We start from the raw sequence: 16,799 nt of genomic DNA, 5'->3' as shown, positions 1-16,799 counted from the left end.
CACCCCGGCAGCGCACCCGCCCGCGCCACCACCCTGATCGACAGCATGTACGTCCGCGCCCAAACCCGAGCCGAACGCCGAATCCGCAAGACCGCCACCGCAGCCTGAACATCACCGCCACGCCCACACACTGAGAAAGCAGAACCCCCAATGGACCACAACCCTGAGCCGCTCCATCACGACATGAGCAGGCTACGAGATGACGCGCTGGCATCTATCACCGGAGATTCACTGGCAGACGACTACGAACGAATGGCCATCTCAGCCGCTTTTGACGACGCCGAAGCGGTCGCTGCCCCGCAAAGAAGCGACTTCGGACGCAACCTGGCTCACATGTCCGCCCGGGCCGCCGACGCAAAATTCGGGACGAACATCGCAGCGAAATACGAAGGTAACCACACGACCGGCCAACCACCCCAATCCGAACCGTGGCGCTACTTTTACGACACCGAGCTGCACTGGGACGCAACCGGCATCCATCTGATATCGATCGGCATCGTCAGCGGTGACGGACGCGAGTTCTACGCCCACGCCGACCAATACGACGAGTCCTCCGCGTCAACAGATGTCTTCCTTGCCCAGCACGTTTTACCCGCAGTCACAGGTATGCCGCGCCGGCCATTGCATGAACTGCGCCAAGATCTCGACACCTTTTTCAACCCGCGTCCCCGCCAGCTGTGGGCCGACTTCGGCGCCTGGGATCAAGTCGCCTTGATGCAGATCTGGGGTGGGATGGGTCAACAACCGCAATGGCTGCCGATGCAAACCCGCGATGTTCGGCAGTATGCCGCACTGCTTGCCAGCCAGCTTCCCCCCTATCCATCCGACCGGCACAACGCCCTCGTCGATGCCAAGCACGTCCAAACAATGTTCGGCAGCATCGCTGAGCGCCTGGAACGAGTCTGCCGCATCATTCGGGTCCTTTGAGCACTTGATGCTGACTGGCTCTGGACCTGGGAACAAATTGGAACCCAGCATAGGGAAAGTGATCCAACAGTGACGATGACACTAGAGGTCGCATGCGACGGAGACGGATGCCAGGTCATCGAGGAAATTAGCGCAGGTGTTCTCGAAGCAAATGTGGTCGCTGATGTAGACCTCGGCGCCGAAGGCTGGCTCAGCATCGCCGGACAGGACTATTGCCCGAAATGCGCCCCGCAACACCAAGAGGAATCATGCACACCAACACCATCTTGACAACGCGAAATTTTCGGCGATGACAACACCAAAGGGCGACGAGTCCGGTCAACGCACATGCCGCGCTCACAGATGCCCGGCCGACGTGTCCGCAGACGAATTCATGTGCCTACCGCACTGGAAGATGGTCCCCTCAGCGCTCCGAGCTGTCATCCAGGCTAGCTATCCACTGAACCCCGAAGCCGTGGCTTCCGCGGAGTTTCTTGCCATCGCCCAGGGTGCGATTGATGCGGTCGCGCACAAAGAAGCGCGCACCGCACCTCGCAGAGAAGCGGAGGCGACCTCGACCACACGTAAGACAGCCAGCACCACAGCCGGCAAGAACACTGCCCGCCGGCGTAGCAAAGCCGAGCAACTAACCCTGTTTGAACTGAGCGACACCCCATAAACCCAACTGCGCCTGCCATCAACCACGCTCACAGCCGCCGGCGCCACACACCGTCGATTCCGCGTCTCGTACTCGTGCCCGAAACCGGAATGCCTTCCAGCACAGCGACGACGCGGTAATCGATCGACAACAGTGCGCGGCCGTCCCGGCAGCATCACCAACGCCATACAAGCACTTGCCGACGCTGACATTCGCGATCAGAGCCACTAACTACACGATCGTCTAGCCGCGGCGTCGCACGGACACGCGGCTGAGCTGGTTGGGCCGACAGATCCGGAGGTTACGTGGCGGGCCGGCCGTTGCGTTACGCCGGCGACCGGCGCACTAGGTGCGGCCCGCCGGTGTGGCCACCTGGCGGCGGCCAGTCGTCCGTAGCCCCTCACCTATAAGCCGTCAGCAGGTCGCCAAGCGTACTTCGGAACCGACCTCAGTAAACCCGTCGGGCGCAATGGGTTTCGACGGCGGAGGACATTTGCCGCCCTACCTGCTCGCTGCCGCTCGCGGGCGGCAAATCCGCCGAAACCCACCGCGTCCGCCAAGTTGACACCGGTCGTCTCCTTCAGTGATTGCTCCCCAGCGCTGACCGGCGCACCAATCACCACACAGAACGGGAGAACAACCATGGACCACGAATTCGACCTCGCATTCACACTTCTCGACGAAGCCGCCGACCGAATCGGACACCAGCAGTACGGAATCACCCGAATCCTCTTCCACAACTACGGGCCCATCCTGCTCACCACCGTCCACAACTACGACCGGGAAACCGGACACCACCTCGTCCTCCTGGCCGCCGACGACCACGGACAGATGGTCGCCATCGAAGCCACCGCCCCCGATCTCGACACCGACCCGGTGACCCGGATCGTTCACGTCCGAGCCGGAGACCTCACCTTCCACGCCGTAGACACCTGGACCTTCCGAGCCCGCAGCGAACACACCTGCACCCTCACCGCCGAAATCGGCGCCCAGCCGGCCTGGACCGTCCAGGTCGATAACGAAACCGCCACCACCTACCACAACATCGACGACGCCGTCGCCGACGCACTCGCCGCAGCCTAAGCCACCCGGTGGGGGCCGACATCCCGAAAGTCGGCCCCCACCGACTCCTCACAGAATTCCGGGGATCTCGGCGCGCCACGCGCTGCGCGACATCGAGAATCGCCAACAGCGCCAAACCGCTCCGCGACAGTCATTCGGTCAGAAATCGTGCTCCGGATCGACAACTCCAGATCCTTGTCTCTCGTACAGCATGGAGAAGGAAATGCGCATCACACCACGCCGGGCGCGCGAGCGCGCACCTTAGCTCCAATCACCGCAAATTCAACAAAACCACTTAACAGAAAAGATCCAGGTACTTCGTGAATTTACCGAAGCGCAGCCGCCCAAGAATGTTGAGCATCGAATTTCTTGGCAATAAAATTGACGAACTGCGCAAAAGAACTACACACCAAAGGAAAAGGTCGTGAAACTCCCGGTTGACGTCTTCACCAAAGTCCGCATGTCTCCAATCCGCTCCGCCGTGTCCCGATGAACCGACGAACCGACCACCAATCCGCAGACTGAACCCGCGCCCATTAACGAGGACTGACCAATGCCCACTCACGTTGTCATCGAACACAAGTGGAAAGTGACGATCCACTGCCCCGAAAACACACAACGCGTCTCATCTACGGCCTACCGGCCCGACGTCCAGATCCTCCCGGTCCGCATTGAATGCGAGTGGACCCAGGGAAAGACCGCACCCGTCTATCAGTTCTGGGGTCCACGAATCCTCAAGTCCGGCGTGCCCGGGCGCCCTATCCGCGGCACCGCCACGGGCGCCGATCCAGTACCCGCATGGGTCCGCGACATGTTCGAACCCTACCCACCCATTTGGGAGTGAACCCCACAACCACGCGCTGGGTCAGTCCACTGCGATATCCCGGCGGAAAAGGACGCATGGCCGATGCACTGGCCGACATCTTCCTTGCACAGTTCGGCTTACTCGACGTCGAGGTGTGGGTTGAGCTGTTCGCCGGCGGCGCCGGCGCAGGACTGCATCTGCTCGACCGCGGCGTGGTCGACGAGGTCTGGCTGACCGAGAAGAACCGGGAGTTGGCCGCGTTCTGGCGGACCGTCGTGGACAACGGTGTGGAACTGGCCGGGCGCGTCCGCGCTTGCCAGCCGGACATGTCCACCTGGCACACCGCACGCGAAGTCGTGGCCTCGTCGGAGGCGGGCGCCGCGATCACCGATCTCGAACTGGCATTCGCCGCGCTCATCATCAACCGCTGCTCACCGAATCTCTTCGGCGGAAGCCTGGCCGTTTACGGCCGGGAGGAAGCCGATCCCATTGTGGGCGGACGACGGAGCTGGCCGCCGCTAGTCGGGTCGGTCCTGTTGTTCGATGTATTGCTTCATGATTGACAGGGGTGCGCCGCCGCAGGAGGCGGCGAAGTAGGACGGTGACCAGAAGTGGTTGCCCCACAGGTATTTCCGGACATGGTTTGGATATCGTTGGCGTAGCCGGCGTGACGAGACACCTTTGAGCCGATTGACCAACGCCGAGATCGAGATATTCGGTAGGTAGTGCACCAGCAGATGCACGTGGTCGGCTTCCCCGTTGAACTCACGCAGCTCGGCACCCACGTCTGTGCAGACGGCAGCCATGAGCTGCAGGCAGTCGGTGAGCAACCGGTCGGTGAAGACGGGGCATCGGTATTTGGTGACGAACACCAGGTGGGCGTGCAGCGGAGTAGTCGAACTGCGACCCCGCCGCAGCTCCAATTCAGACGTGGTCGCCGTCACGGTGGTGAGGGTAGTTCTGGTGTCCGACACGTTCGCGCGATCACCGATTGTCGGTGGTGGGCGTTACGGTGTCGTTCATGGGTTCGGCCAGTGACGCGGGCAAGGTGCGGTACACCTTCCGGCTGCGCGTCTCGGGCACTACGGAGCGGTTGCTGCAGGCTGAGTGGGACCGGTGCCGGTGGGTGTGGAACCAGTGCGTGGAGGCCTCCAACACCGCGCACACAGAGACGATCACTACCGGTGTGAAAATCGAATGCGGTCCGGCGCAACTAGATAAGCGCCTGACCAGCTGGCGGGGCGAGCATGACTGGCTCTCCAACGGGTCGAGCGTGTGCCAGCAGCAGACGATCCGCGATTTCGGGCGAGCCCGCGCCAAAGCCCTCAAGGACCGCAAAGACAAGTCCCTCGCGCCGCGGCAGCGGCGGGGGCTGCCGCGATTCAAGTCCAAGCACCGTGCGGCCCCGTCCCTGAACTACACGCTGCGCGGATTCGGTATCGACGGAAAGCTGCTCAACCTTGCGGGCGGGATCGTAGTGCGGCCGGTGTGGTCCCGCGACCTGCCCGGCGCCCCGTCGAGTGTGCGCATCTCCCGCGACGTGCTGGGCCGGTGGTGGTGCTCCTTCGTCGTCCCCCGACCCGAAGTCGAGCAGCTTCCGGCCACAGGCCGCTCGATCGGGATCGATTGGGGCGTCACGGATGTGGCGACCACCACCAGCGACGATCATGACCTGCCGCATCCGCAGTATGGGCGCACCGCGGCGGCGAAGCTGGCGCGGTATCAGCGGATGATGGCCCGCCGCAGACCCGCCAAGGGCGCAGCTGCCTCACGCGGCTACAAGCACGCGAAACGGGCCGCGGCCAAACAGCATGCCCATGTCGCGGCGCAACGCGCCGACACGGGATGCAAATGGGCCAAAGCGGTGGCCGCTGATTTCGACCAGATCGCCGTCGAGGACTTCCGGCCCACGTTTCTGGCGCGCTCGACGATGGCCCGCAAAGCCGCCGATGGAGCGATCGCGGCCACCAAACGCGCGTTGATCGAGCAGGCTGGCAAGCACGGCCGGCAGCTGGTGCTGGTCGATCCGAAGTACACCACCACCGATTGCGGAAACTGCGGTGTGAGAGCCAAACACCGCCTGCCGCTATCGCAACGCACCTACCGGTGCGAACCCTGCGGACACGTCGCACCCCGCGACAAAAACTCCGCACACGTCATACGCAACCGGGCTGGTTTCAACCCGGCTGGTGCTGATGGCATAAGACCTGACCGCTCACCGAGCGAGCAGGCAGCCTGAGCCAGGAATCCTGATCCTTCAGGATCGGGAGGATTCAACAACTGTGCCGCACGCCGCTACGTGCCTCGCAGCGAACTGCGCGCAGGCCCAGTCCGACGTCTTCGGGGGGCTCACGTGGGCGGGCCGCGCGTCGTGTTGCCCCGGCGTCGGCGCGCTAAGCGCGGACCGCCGGTGTGGCCACCTGCCGGCGGCCAGTCGTCCGTAGCCCCTCACCTATAACCGTCAGCAGGTCGCCAAGCGTACTTCGGGCCCGGCCGCAGTCAACGCTCTCGGCTGGGTTGGTGTCGCCGGCGGAGGACATTTGCGGCCCAACACAGCTCGCTTCTCCGGCGCTCGCAGGGCCCCAAATCCGCCGACACCAACCCGCACTTCCGCGTGGACAACACGGCCAACCCCTCAGGAACGCTCCCTCAGCGCTGACCGGCGCACCAATCACCCAACAGAACGGGAGCAACACCATGAGCGCAATTGTCGTCCACCCCGAGCACCTCAACGTCCTCATCTGGGCAGGCCTGCAAGACCCTCGCCTGGGGGCGCTGCGCTGGCAGACCCCTCGGCTGGCCGAGGAACTGCAGCCCGAAAACGCCAGCGAGGTCGGGCAGATGCTCCTCGATGCCAATATCGCCGCCGTCAACTACATGTACGGCGGGAACTCCGAAGCCGAGACCTACACCTACCGGCCCCCGCGCCACCGCGGCTGGACCGGAGTCGAGCTACTCAACGCGCTGCACTGCTACCGCTACCAATCCGATGAGCACCCCGACTGGGAGGGCAGCCACGCGCAGGCCTTCATCGCAGCACTCGAAAGCCGGATAGTTCACCGGCTCCCCGGATACACCAGCGGGCCCTGGGCGATCACCCCGCACAGCCTCCCGGCGGCAGCCAAGCGCAGCGCCTAACCACCGCGGGCCCGGTCCTCTCCTCAGAACAGGGGAGGACCGGGCCCCAACCCATCCCACTCTCAAACAGAAAGGCAGTCACCGCAATGACCCTCGAGAAGTACTTGCAGATGCTCCAGGCCCGCTACGACGCCGGCGAGAAGCCGGCACCCATGAACCTCGATGACTACATGGCGTTGCTCCAACAGCGCCTCGATGAGTTCACCGCCGCCCAACCTGCACCGCGCTACACCTACCGGATCCCGTTGCCGCCGTTGCTCGAATGGTTCATCTTGCCCACCGATGAGCAGTTCGTCGAACTGCCCACCAAGGCACCCAAGCCCAAACCGACACCGCGCCGCTACGTGCCCAGCAGCGAACTACGGGCCCGACGGGACAAACTGGTCCAGCAGTGCGACGCGCTCATGTTCGGCGGACCCGCCGATCGAGCCGTTGCCAACATCAGCGGCCCACCCAGATGGAAGAAGCTCGACCGCGACATCGCCAAAGGCGCCCGTCTAGCCCGCCGCATCGTGGCACTCGAATACAGGATCAAAGCCGCCGAACACCGAGAGCAGAAACAGAACTGACACCCGGGCACTGGCCGGCCTCGTTCGCGGGGCGGGCCAGCGCTGGCGTGTTCGGGTGTGACGTGCCTGGCCGCGGGTTGCGTTGCGCCGGCGTCGGCGCGCTAGGCGCGGTCCGCCGGTGTGGCCACCTGCCGGCGGCCAGTCGTCCGTAGCCCCTCACCTTTAACCGTCAGCAGGTCGCCAAGCGTAATCGTGCTGTCCGGCCTCTCCCAATCGGTCGCCAGCGAAGTGCCGTCGACGGCGGAGGACATTTCTGGCCTTGTTCAAGCTCGCTTCTTCGGCGCTCGCGCGGCCAGAAATCCGCCGACGCCACCCCGCGCACCCGCATGGTCGCTGACGGCCATCCCGATTGACCGCTCCCCAACGCTGACCGGCCGGGTCAGCACAAACCGAAGGGGAGACCAATGTCCAACAACGCCACCACCATCGACCCCTGGGGCCCCTGGACGCCAGCTCATCGCCTCAGCCCCCAAGAACGCGCCGAGTACGAGCCCGAGCACGACGCCGACCACGACCACGGCGGGCCGTGCGGCTCCTGCCACGACTACACCTGCCCGTCGATCGCCAGGGGCGGATTGTGCCCCGAAACCTACTAGCCCACACCCGGCCTGGCCCCGACACCACGGGGCCAGGCACCACCCACAGCAACACAGGAAAGGCACGCCATGAACGCCCTCACCGCAGCCACCCTCGCCCAAGCCCGGGCCGACATCCACGCGGCAGTCGCCGCCTACGACGACACCACCCGACGCCGCCAGTGCGCCCAGTCCGCACGCGACAACGCCACCACCGTGGTTCTGGCCGGCGACGCCACCGACGACGAGCTGCGCCACGCGCACTACTACCTCGACGACGCCACCGGGATCCTCGCCACCACCTAACAACCCAGTCGGCCGGCCTCCACTACCCCGGGGCCGGCCGACACAACCACCCACCCCATCACCTACCCAACGGAGACACACGATGATCGACCACTGGGAAACCGAAGAGTGGAAGCGCTGGTTTCACTGCAACACACCGCCAGTCGTCATCCCCAAGCACCGCTCCAAAGTCAGCACCCGCGATGGCGTCAAGTGGATCACCTACCACGACAAGATCGACGGCAAGAACGTCACCGTCGAGATGCCCAAGGACGCACCGACAAAGAGCTGCCACCAAGGTCGCCACGACGACTGCCCCCACCGCCTCGGCCAACGCGCCGAAGGTGGCGTGCACCTCAAGATCAACGGCGAAGGGTTCATCTGGCGCTGCGGATGCCGCTGCCACTACGACCCCATGAGCATCGGCCGACTCTTCTAACCACTCAGCAGCGGCCGGCCTCGTTCGCGGGGCCGGCCGCGCTGGTGTGTTCGGGTGTCACGTGTCTGGCCGCGGGTTGCGTTGCCCCGGCGTCGGGGCGCCAAGCGCCGCCACCGGTGTGGCCACCTGGCGGCGGCCAGTCGTCCGTAGCCCCTCACCTTTAACCGTCAGCAGGTCGCCGAGTGTACTTCGGACCCGACCTCAGTAAACCCGTCGGGCGCGGTGGGTTTCGACGGCGGAGGACATTTGCCGCCCTACCTGCTCGCTGCCGCTCGCGGGCGTCAAATCCGCCGAAACCCACCGCGCCCGCCAAGTTGACACCGGTCGTCTCCTTCAGTGATCGCTCCCCAGCGCTGACTGGCAGCGCCCAACCGAAAGGACAAGACAATGAGCACCCTCTCCGCATACCGCGACATTGCCATCACGACCGCCGCGAGCGCACTCGCAATGTGCCTGGCCTACGCCCTCACCACAGCACACAAAGACCTTGCCGAACGCGACGCCGACCGCAATACCTGGGCCAGCCAGCGTGCCGAAGAGCACGCCGAGCTCATGAAGAACCTCGACCTCCAGCGCGCCCAGGCCCGCGCCGAGCACGAAGCCATCATGGCGCTCATCACCAACAGCCGCTCATAACCACTAACCCACAGCGGGCGGCCCACCTCCCNCACGGAGGCTGGGCCGCCCGCCGTCGGCGTCCTCACATTTCCTGTCGCGCAAACAAGTCTGGGCCACCCCTCGCAATCAACTCTTCGAGAAGTGGCCCAGCATCCAAGCCCTACGAGCTAGTCGAAAAGTGTCGGCTCCCCGGTCTCTAACAAGGCCGCGCGCACTGCGGCGTCGTCCCAGCCGCCTGCCACGGCCGCGCGTAGCGCGCGAGCCCGTGCCGCGCGTGCTTGCACGGACATCAAAACGTGCCGCCCACCCCTACCCTTGCGGGCCATGTCGAGCATGTTGTCCAACTGGGTGCCGATCACGATATGAGGCGCAACCTCATCACGTCGGGCCCGCACACAAACCGGGTTGTCGCATGTGACGTGACGGGCACAGTCCCCGGCCCGGATCACGCCCAGTGCCAACGCCAATGCGTACCGGTGTGCGCTGATTACCACCGGACCACCAGGCCGGTTCACCCAGAACCGGCCATAGCCACTATCAGCGATGGCCCCCGTCCAGATATCGCAATCCCTCGGTTTCGGGCCTTTGACCACTTTGGCCCGAAACCGAGCGATCTCCCGGCGATGTATCACCGGGTCAACGACGAACTCCGACCGTTCGATCACGACGCGACCGGTGCAGCATCCACATCTAGCTCACCTGGCTTCACTTCCTTGGCCTCAACGTCCTCCGGTGCCGGAGGGCCTTCGGGACTCTGAGGCGCCTGCTGTGCCAGCGCGTCGAGAAGCTTGCGCAGCTCGCCACGACTGATCTCCAGCAGTTCAATCGTCTCAGCGTGTGTCTGTCCTTCCTCCAGAAGGACTTTCACCTGACCGGCCTGATCCACAGCCCGGGACTGCTCCCGCTCTTGCAGCTCACTCACCCGACCACGCAGTTTGTCCAGCGTTGCCAGCTGCTCCAACGCGGACTTGAGTTCGGCACGCTCGGCCGAGGCCTCGTCCTCCAAAACGAAGAACGCCTGCATCGCCGCTTCAATGCGCTCCTGCTTCTTACGCCGTGCCTCGGTCTTCGCCAGCACGCGATCGGCAGCGCGCCGGCGCGCCGAAATCTCTGCACCTGCCATTTTTCCTAGCCCTCTCATCAGACCTAACCGTTGCTCCCCCGACAGCCCTCACAGCCGCTCCCATTCATCGCAACATCGCCCATCAGCAACTTCTACAAAGCTCACCCCTTCCCCGCCTTCCCTACCAAGACCAAGACCCACAGACCTCTTGCACTTAGGTCACGAAAAGATAACGACTGCTACGATGCCTTCTGTGACCGCCACTTGTCACAAATTGACCGCCGGGGACGGGTACGAATACCTCACCCGGCAGGTCGCTGTGCACGACAGCACCGAGAAAGGCCGCATGGCCTTGGCGGACTACTACCACGCCAAGGGCGAATCCCCCGGCCAATGGATCGGCTCGGGCCTGGCTGCGCTGCACCAACCGGTCGGGCGTGAGCTGACACCTGAGCAGCTCGAAGACTGGATCGTGGAAGAAGGTTCGGAGGTCACTGCCGACCAGATGAAGGCCCTGTTCGGTCTCGGGCAGCACCCCAACGCCGAAAAGATCGCTACCAAAGCCGTTGCCGCAGGCATACATCCCGATGTCGCGAAAACCATCGGCAACCTGGGNCGCCCGTTCCCGATCTACACCGGGGCCTCGGAGTACCGCAAGGCCTGCGCCGAGGCGTTCAGTACCTACAACGAAAGCATCGGCCGACCCCGCGATGCCGCGGTCGATCCCGAGGTGCGTGCCACGATCCGCACCGATGTGGCCAACGAAATGTTCGTCACCGAATACGGCCGCTCCCCCGATCAGCGTGAGCTGGCCGGGTTCATCGCCAAACAGTCCCGGCCGGCCACCACCGCGGTGGCGGGCAACGACGTGACATTCACCCCCGTCAAGTCGGCGGCCACCTTATGGGCGGTGGCACCCACCCCGGTGCGCGAGCAGATCGAACGCGCTCACGAGATGGCCTGGCGCGATGCACTGCGATCCGCGGAAGAAAACGCCCTGTTCTCGAGGATGGGGGCAGGTGGAATCGCGCAAGTCGACACCCACGGGTTCATCGGCACGGCGTTCGTGCACCGCGACTCGCGCGCCGGGGATCCCAACCTGCACACCCACGTCGCCTTGAGCAACAAAGTGTTGGCCACCGGCACCGATGGCATCCCCCGTTGGCTGGCCATGGACGGGCGCCCGTTCTACAAATCGATCGTCGCGATGTCGGAAACGTACAACTCGCGGTTCGAGGCCTACATGATCGAATTCCTGGGTGTGGAGTTCGCCGAGACGCCCACCGAGCCCGGCAAGCGGCCCATCCGCGAGATCGTCGGCATCTCACGCGAATTGATCGAATTCTGGTCCAAGCGCGCCAAGATGATCGACGATCGCCTGGCTCAACTGACCATCAAATTTCAGCAGGAAGTGGGCCGCGAACCCACCGCCGCCGAAGCCTACGACCTGTCACAGCGGGCCACCTTGGAAACACGCGACGCCAAGAAATCGCCGCGCTCGTTCGCCGAGCAGCGCCACACCTGGCACGACGAAGCCGTTCACATCCTGGGCTCCGAGCATGCGCTGGCCGAAATGCTGACCACCACCCTGGATCGCTCACACGAGCAGCTGTTGGGGCGCGTCAGCGACGAATGGGTCACCGAACACGGCGCCGCGATCCTGGCGACGCTGGCCGAGACTCGGGCCAAATGGCAGTGGGCACACGTGCACGCCGAAGCGTGGCGCATCGCCCGCGCCGAAGGTGTTGCCCACCAATCCGACATCGCGCAGCGGCTCACCACCGCTGCCCTGGGCCAGTCCGAGCGTGTGGCCTCCAGTTCCCTGGACGGCGACCTGGCCGAACCCGACTTTCTGCGCCGACGCAACGGCGAATCGGTCTACACCACCCACGGCACCGACATGTACACCTCCGCCGAGATCCTGGCCGCCGAACGACGAATCGTTGCCGCCGCCACGTCCAGCGGTGCGCGCAGCCTCGATCACCGCACCATCGAGATTGCGCTGCTCGAACACGCCGCCAACAACGACTTCGCACTCAACGCCGGCCAAGCCGCCATGGTCCGCCAGCTGGGCTCTTCACGCGCCCGCGTGCGGCTGTGCCTGGCGCCGGCTGGCACCGGCAAGACCGCCAGCATGAATGTGTTGGGACGAGCGTGGACCGACAGCGGTGGCTCCGTGCTGGGTTTGGCTCCCACCGCATCGGCAGCCAAGGTCCTGGGCGATGACATTCACTCGGTGGCCGACACCCTCGCCAAATACGTGTACTGCGTGCAGAACCCGGAAAAACCCACACCCGCATGGTTCGACAAGGTCGGCCGCGACACCCTCATCGTCCTCGACGAAGCGGGCATGGCCGCAACGCTGGACCTCGATGTGCTGATCGCCCACGCTCAATCCCGCGGCGCCACCGTTGTCCTCATCGGTGACGATCAGCAGCTGGCCTCGATCAGTGCCGGCGGTGTCCTGCGCGACATCGCCCACGAAACCGGCGCCGTGACCTTGAGCGCTCTCGTGCGGTTCAAAGACCAAGCCGAAGGCGCTGCCGGGCTTGCCCTGCGTGACGGAGACACCGCCGCCATCGGCTTCTACATCGACCACGACCGCGTCCACATCGGCTCCGATGCGGCCGCCGCCGACATGGCCTACAAGGCGTGGCACGCCGACCGGGCCGCCGGCGTCAACACGATCATGCTCGCCCCGACCACCGACACCGTCGCAGAACTCAACAACCGCGCCCAAGCCGACCGCATCGCCCGCGACGGCATCACCGGCCGCGGCGCCACTCTGCGCGACGGCGCCACCGCCTATGCCGGCGACATCGTGTTCACCCGAAAAAACGCGCGGTGGCTGCCGCTCTCACGCACCGACCACGTCCGCAACCGATACCGGTGGACCGTGCGCAAGGTCGGCAAAGACGGCTCGGTGACCGTGCAGCTACTCGGCAACGACAACACGCCCGGCCGCACCGTGCGTCTGCCCGCCGACTACGCCGCCGACCACCTCACCCTCGGCTACGCCGCCACCGTCCATGCCGCCCAAGGCATGACCGTCATGACTTGTCACCTCGTCGGCGCCTCCACCCTCACACGCCAACTGCTCTACGTGGCCATGACCCGGGGCCGGCTCAACAACCACATCTACTTCTCCACCGCCGAACACGACCCGCACAAGATTGTCAGCCGCAAGGCCGTCGTCCCCGACACCGCCACCGACGTCCTGTCATCGATCCTTGCCCACGACGGCGCCCAACAGTCGGCCACCACCGCCGCACGCGAAGCACGCAACCCGTTCACGCGCCTGGCGCACGCCGCACCCGCCTACAGCGACGCGGTCGGCTCCAGCGCCGAGCACCACGTGGGCCCCGGGGTGATGGCCGACATCGACAGCGGCTCGGAAAAACTGCTACCCGGGCTGACCCAGTACGAAGCCTGGCCCGCGCTGCGCAAGCAACTCGCCCTCATCGCCCTCGAAAACGACGGATCGGCTACCGAAACCCTGCACACCCTCCAAGACGCGATCAACAGCCGCGAACTGGACACCGCTTACGACGTCGCGGCCGTGCTGCACTGGCGCATCCGCGGCAACCTCGACGGCGGACCGCTGCCCTGGATGATCACCATCCCTACCCAGCTGCCCGAGCCGACCCGCCACTACCTGCACGCCCGGCACGCCCGCGTGCGGGAACTAGCCACCGAAGTCCACGAACAAGCCATGAACTGGACTCCGGCAACAGTCCCGGTCTGGGCCCGAGCTCTCCACGCGGTAGCCCCAGACCTCACCGCACGCGTCGCGGTTTGGCGCGCAGCGCTCGGTGTCGAAGACGCCGACCGGCGCATCACCGGACCCAGGCAATACTCCGTAGCTACCCGCCGCTACCAAAAGAGGCTTGACGCCGCAGTCGAAAGCAGGCTGCACGAGGCCGCGACTGTCGACAGCAACTGGCGCGACGCCATCGAACGGATCGAGCCACGCATCCTCACCGATCCGTACTGGCCCGACCTCACCGAGCATCTTGGCGCCGCCGACCGCGCCGGCCTCAACGTCCCGCAACTCCTGGCCGCCGTCAGCGACCGCCCCCTGCCCGACGAGATGCCAGCCGCCGCCCTGTGGTGGCGGCTGTCGCGCGAACTGGCCCCCGCCACCACAGCCACCGCGCACTCCTACCAGCGGCCGGAATGGACCCCACACCTGTACCGGCTCCTTGGCCCCGCCCTCGCCGAATACACCCTCGCCGACCCCGCCTGGCCCGCACTCGTCGCTGCCATCGAATCAGCCGACCCCACACAGTGGCGGCCCACCGAGCTCCTTGACGCCGCCCACGATCTTCTCCACGCCGGCGCCAGAGGACACCACGTGCGGCCCAACGAATGGGCACAAGCCTTGACCTGGCGGGTCGAGCTTCTGCTCAGCCCCATCCCTGACATCGACCTGCACCACGGCGACATCGAGCCTCCCCTGACCCCCGAACAGCAAGAACAGGCCGCCGCCCACTTCCCCGACCCGCAAGCCACACCGCCCACCACACCGGTGCCCGAGGACCATCACCGTGCCGACGAGGAATACCTGTCCAGCCTCCAAGACCTCGCCCCACCCGAAGACGAGCTGCATCTGCCCGAGCCGCATCTGGCCGACGACGAATACGGATCGCTGGCCTTCGACGACCTGTCCCCACACCGCCCCGACCCAGCCACCCCGGACCTGGTGGCGCTGTGGGAATCCGAACGCACCCTGCGCCATCAACTCGACGAACTCACCGCCGCCGCCGCCGACCCCAGCCACTGGGCCACACCACATCTGGCCGCCTTCCGCGACCAATACGCGACACTGCTGACTGAATTCCGCCGCCAACAACCCCACCATGAAGCGATCACCGCCGCCTACCAGGACTGGATCGCTGCCGATCGTGCCGTGCAGGCTGCCCAAGCCCGCCTCGATGACCCCGCCCGGCCCACCCCGGCCGGCGACCAGATCACCGATGATGATCCCGCCCGACACGAGCATCTGGCCGCCGTCGCCGCCGAACACAACGCCCGCCAGAGCCTCGCCGACGCCCGCGACGCACTGCACACCTTCCTAGACGGAGCCCAGCCCGTCACCGACGACCTTCTCAACCAACTCGTCCAGCACGCCGCCGACGCCGACAACCAACTCATCGCCGACACCCGCGCTCGACTGACACGCACCAGCAGCCACGTCCGCGCTGCCGAACACACCGCTGCGCTGGCCTACGCCCACGCCCGGCGCAGCACCGACCCACAGCGCATCGCCGATGAGCTGACCCAAACTCGCCTCGAATACACGCTCCTGGAGGACGCCGCCGCCCGCCCGGCCCGCACACCACGACTGGCCATCACCGCCGACGGACTCGACGCGACCCAAACCGAAGCCGCCGCGATGCTCGGCCGCTCCCCCTACACCCTCAACATCCTCACCGGCGACCACACCGCCACCCAACCTGTCCTACACGCCCTGGCCGGCGCCGCCCAACAACACCAACGACCCCTCATCGTCGTGGGCGCCACCGACACCGCCGTCACAGACGCACTCGCTGCCGGCCTGGCACCCACCGGCTACCGCGCCGATCAGATCCCGACCGCAGCCCTCGACAGCGCAACCGTCCTGATCCCCGACGCGGCCACCTGGAACCTGCACACACTGCACGCCGTGGCCACCCAAGGCCGCGCCGCCCACGCCAAACTCATCCTGACCGGGGACACCGAAACCGCCGCCTCCAGCCCCCAGTTCCGAACCCTCGCCGCCGAACTGCCCTGGACCCAGACCGCCGACACACCCACCAGCGCACTACTGGCCGACGACACCGACCAGCGCCGCGCCGCCGCACGCCAGCTCACCGACGATGGCGATCTCACCACCATCGCCGACATGGCCACCGCCCAAAGCGCGGCCATCGACGCCTACCGCCGCGACCTCGACGCCGGCCTCGACACCGTCATCGTCACCACCCCCGCCCTGGCCGCCGAACTCAACACCCGCATCCACGACCAGCGCGGCGGCCACCGCCACACCCTCGGCTGGCACCAGCTCGGACCCGGAGACATCATCACCACCACCGCGCCCACCGAAACCGCCGAGGGCTCCCCCATCACCTCCGGCGGCCGCTGGCGCATCACCGCACTCGACCCCGCCACGCACACCGCGCACGCCCAAGCCCTCCACGACCCCTCGCTCACCATCACCATCGACCCCCAGACCCAGATCGAACTCGGCTACGCCCAAACCCACGACCAATACAGCGCCAATCCGCGCGCACAACGCGTCCACCTACTGACCGAAACCCCCACCGAGCGCACCCAACTAGCCCCCGCCACGAGCAGCCAAACCCACCTGTACGTCATCGCCCCCGACGATCACACCGCCCAGGACGCCATCACCACCGCCGCCGAACATGACCACCGGCCCACACTCGGCCTAGACGCCAAACTCGCCGCCGCACAACACCACATCGCCCACGATCAACCCGTCACCGACATCGACCAACTCGCCCTGCGACTGGCCGACAAACGCGACGAACTACGCGCCACCCGCACCACCGACCACCAACACTGGATTCGGCAGCAACAACGCCTCATCGCCGCCCGCCACCGCGCCACCAACCACGACCACCACAACCACGGCCCCGACCTATCCCGCTAAGTGACTAGATCTTCCGGCGCGCAGCC

General features: G+C 65.7%; 14 protein-coding genes. 12 read left to right on the top strand and 2 right to left on the bottom strand.

What is annotated here, in order from left to right:
• Positions 1–150: 150 nt before the first annotated feature.
• From BEMPMBAN_RS17900 to BEMPMBAN_RS17885, 4 genes are all read left to right on the top strand, one after another.
• Positions 151–927, top strand: a complete 777-nt coding sequence (locus tag BEMPMBAN_RS17900; RefSeq protein ID WP_159232509.1) for a 3'-5' exoribonuclease domain-containing protein — start codon at positions 151–153, stop codon at positions 925–927.
• Positions 928–2,206: 1,279 nt separating this feature from the next.
• Positions 2,207–2,647, top strand: coding sequence for a hypothetical protein (locus BEMPMBAN_RS17895; RefSeq protein WP_159232507.1), 441 nt, complete (start codon positions 2,207–2,209; stop codon positions 2,645–2,647).
• Between the two features lie 532 nt (positions 2,648–3,179).
• Positions 3,180–3,470, top strand: a complete 291-nt coding sequence (locus BEMPMBAN_RS17890; RefSeq protein WP_159232505.1) for a hypothetical protein — start codon at positions 3,180–3,182, stop codon at positions 3,468–3,470.
• A 56-nt stretch (positions 3,471–3,526) separates the two neighbouring features.
• Entirely contained in the window at positions 3,527–3,994 is a 468-nt protein-coding gene (locus tag BEMPMBAN_RS17885; RefSeq protein ID WP_159232503.1) for a DNA adenine methylase, read from the top strand.
• Here BEMPMBAN_RS17885 and tnpA read toward each other — a convergent pair.
• A complete protein-coding gene (gene tnpA, locus BEMPMBAN_RS17880; RefSeq protein WP_159232518.1) occupies positions 3,950–4,354 on the bottom strand; it encodes an IS200/IS605 family transposase in 405 nt (134 codons plus the stop codon). The genes BEMPMBAN_RS17885 and tnpA overlap by 45 nt on opposite strands.
• Before the next feature lie 98 nt (positions 4,355–4,452).
• On the opposite strand from tnpA, the gene BEMPMBAN_RS17875 reads away from it, so the two are divergent.
• The 7 genes from BEMPMBAN_RS17875 (at position 4,453) to BEMPMBAN_RS17845 (ending at position 9,073) form a co-directional block, all read left to right on the top strand.
• Positions 4,453–5,670 carry an RNA-guided endonuclease InsQ/TnpB family protein gene (locus BEMPMBAN_RS17875; RefSeq protein WP_159232501.1) on the top strand — a complete coding sequence of 406 codons (1,218 nt, stop codon included), beginning with the start codon at positions 4,453–4,455 and terminating at the stop codon, positions 5,668–5,670.
• Positions 5,671–6,128: 458 nt separating this feature from the next.
• Complete coding sequence (locus tag BEMPMBAN_RS17870; protein ID WP_159232499.1) at positions 6,129–6,569, top strand: hypothetical protein; 441 nt, start codon at positions 6,129–6,131, stop codon at positions 6,567–6,569.
• 86 nt (positions 6,570–6,655) lie between these two features.
• Positions 6,656–7,138, top strand: coding sequence for a hypothetical protein (locus tag BEMPMBAN_RS17865; protein ID WP_159232497.1), 483 nt, complete (start codon positions 6,656–6,658; stop codon positions 7,136–7,138).
• 404 nt (positions 7,139–7,542) lie between these two features.
• On the top strand, positions 7,543–7,734 hold the full coding sequence (locus BEMPMBAN_RS17860) for a hypothetical protein (RefSeq protein ID WP_159232495.1): 192 nt from the start codon (positions 7,543–7,545) through the stop codon (positions 7,732–7,734).
• 69 nt (positions 7,735–7,803) lie between these two features.
• Entirely contained in the window at positions 7,804–8,019 is a 216-nt protein-coding gene (locus BEMPMBAN_RS17855) for a hypothetical protein (RefSeq protein WP_159232493.1), read from the top strand.
• An 82-nt stretch (positions 8,020–8,101) separates the two neighbouring features.
• A complete protein-coding gene (locus BEMPMBAN_RS17850) occupies positions 8,102–8,437 on the top strand; it encodes a hypothetical protein (RefSeq protein WP_159232491.1) in 336 nt (111 codons plus the stop codon).
• A gap of 387 nt (positions 8,438–8,824) precedes the next feature.
• Positions 8,825–9,073, top strand: coding sequence for a hypothetical protein (locus tag BEMPMBAN_RS17845; RefSeq protein ID WP_159232489.1), 249 nt, complete (start codon positions 8,825–8,827; stop codon positions 9,071–9,073).
• A gap of 643 nt (positions 9,074–9,716) precedes the next feature.
• Here the strand turns inward: BEMPMBAN_RS17845 and BEMPMBAN_RS17840 are convergent.
• Positions 9,717–10,178: a hypothetical protein gene (locus BEMPMBAN_RS17840; protein WP_159232487.1), complete on the bottom strand. Its 462-nt coding sequence runs from the start codon at positions 10,176–10,178 to the stop codon at positions 9,717–9,719.
• On the opposite strand from BEMPMBAN_RS17840, the gene mobF reads away from it, so the two are divergent.
• Complete coding sequence (gene mobF / locus BEMPMBAN_RS32970) at positions 10,090–16,773, top strand: MobF family relaxase (RefSeq protein WP_425294987.1); 6,684 nt, start codon at positions 10,090–10,092, stop codon at positions 16,771–16,773. The two genes, BEMPMBAN_RS17840 and mobF, sit on opposite strands and share 89 nt — an antisense overlap.
• Positions 16,774–16,799: the final 26 nt, after the last annotated feature.

Source organism: Mycolicibacterium austroafricanum, from assembly GCF_902705885.1.
Lineage (GTDB): Bacteria > Actinomycetota > Actinomycetes > Mycobacteriales > Mycobacteriaceae > Mycobacterium > Mycobacterium vanbaalenii_A.
Note: the sequence above shows the minus strand (reverse complement) of the source record. Positions and strands in the feature narration are given on the sequence as shown.